The organism is Methanocalculus sp. (assembly GCF_029762515.1).
Classification (GTDB): domain Archaea; phylum Halobacteriota; class Methanomicrobia; order Methanomicrobiales; family Methanocorpusculaceae; genus Methanocalculus.
The window spans coordinates 1-1,530 of record NZ_JARVGN010000492.1; the positions used below are offsets into that span (position 1 = coordinate 1).

Here is a 1,530-nt window from a genome sequence, read left to right on the forward strand (position 1 = left end):
GCGACGGTGCGGGCACAGGACGGCCGCCTCACCCTCAGTTATGACGGGGCAGCCCGCCTCCATGCATTCCTCGCGCCCCCGGCGGGTCGTGTTGTTGTGCATGAAGAGGCAGTTCCCTTTGTCTCAGCCGGAAAAACGGCGATGGCAAAACACGTGATCAGCGCAGATCCGAATATCCGCGCAGAGGATGAGGTGTTTGTTGTTTCTGAAGATGACTCGCTCCTTGCAACGGGGATGGCGAACCTCTCCGGATCGGAGATGCTGGAATTTAAGTACGGCGGTGCCGTAAAAGTACGACAGGGAAGGGATAAGAGATGATGCCCGGCGGAATGAATCCACGAAAGATGAAACAGATGATGAACAAACTCGGCATGTCGATGGATCCGATCGAGGGGGTCACCCGCGTCACCATCGAAGCAGCAGATGGCACCTACATCTTCGAAGACGCCGAGGTGGTCGCGATGACGATGCAGGGACAGACCACCTACCAGCTGACCGGCACCCCGAGGTTTGAGGCTGCCGGGGTGATCGACTCAGCACCGGTGCAGGCCGAGATCACAGATGCTGATATCGAGCTCGTTGCCATGCAGGCGAATGTCTCTCCTGATGCCGCAAAAGCTGCCCTTGTCGGGACGAACGGCGATATCGCAGAAGCGATCATGAAACTTGGCGGGCAATGATCGAAGAGGGCGATCGCATCATCCTGGTCGGGCAGAAGCGGGAGTATTACCTCCGGGCGGGTCCCGGAAAATTCGGATCCGATGCCGGTGAGATACAGCTTGCTGATCTTGTCGGGAAGATGCCCGGCGACAGAATCGAAACCCATCTTGGGAAGGCCTTCACGATCAGGGTGCCCCGCCCCCCCGATCTCTTCTGCCACGGGAAGCGGAGCGGTGCCCCGATGCTCCCAAAGGATATCGGGATGGTGATCGCCTATACCGGCATGAACAGAAACGATCTCGTTCTGGATGCAGGCACAGGAAGCGGTGTTGCCGCCATCTACTTCGGCGGTATTGCAAAGCAGGTCGATACCTATGAGGTACGGCCGGAGTTTGCCCGCCTTGCAGAGAAGAATATCGCTGATGCGCACCTTGAGAATGTCAACGTTCACGCAGAGGATGTCCTCTCGGCAGAGGGATCTTATGATATCGTCCACCTGGATATGATGATCCAGAACGAGCATGTCGCCCATGCCCATTCCCTCCTGGTTCCGGGTGGTTTCTTTGTGACGTATACCCCCTTCTTTGAACAGACATTCTCGGTGATAGATGCCTGCAATGAGCTCTTCTCAGGCGGTGTCAACTGCTTTGAGTGTATGGAGCGGGAACTGACCCGGACTGCCCGTGGCACCCGTCCGTCAACCCGTGTGGCTCACAGCGGTTTCCTGACCATTGCCCGGAAGTGATCCCCTCGTTTTATCTGGATGGCGCATCAACAGACAGGTACAGGTCTCTTGCGGCGGAATCATTATGCGTCATATCATCTCGATAAACGAGGTTTCAACAGGGGAGATCGATGATATCCTTGATC

The 1,530-nt window shown here is 56.6% G+C and carries 3 protein-coding genes; all 3 read left to right on the forward strand.

From position 1 onward, the window contains the following. Positions 1-318, forward strand: a 318-nt coding sequence (locus QCH34_RS12525) for a PUA domain-containing protein (protein WP_366898676.1), incomplete at its 5' end; no start/stop codon positions are given. Further along, the gene (locus QCH34_RS12530) at positions 315-680 is read left to right on the forward strand and encodes a nascent polypeptide-associated complex protein (RefSeq protein WP_300334620.1); all 366 of its coding nucleotides are present in this window, start codon (positions 315-317) and stop codon (positions 678-680) included. The genes QCH34_RS12525 and QCH34_RS12530, both read left to right, overlap by 4 nt. Continuing rightward, complete coding sequence (locus QCH34_RS12535; protein WP_300334621.1) at positions 677-1,405, forward strand: methyltransferase domain-containing protein; 729 nt, start codon at positions 677-679, stop codon at positions 1,403-1,405. The genes QCH34_RS12530 and QCH34_RS12535 overlap by 4 nt, the downstream gene beginning before the upstream one ends. Positions 1,406-1,530 lie beyond the last annotated feature (125 nt).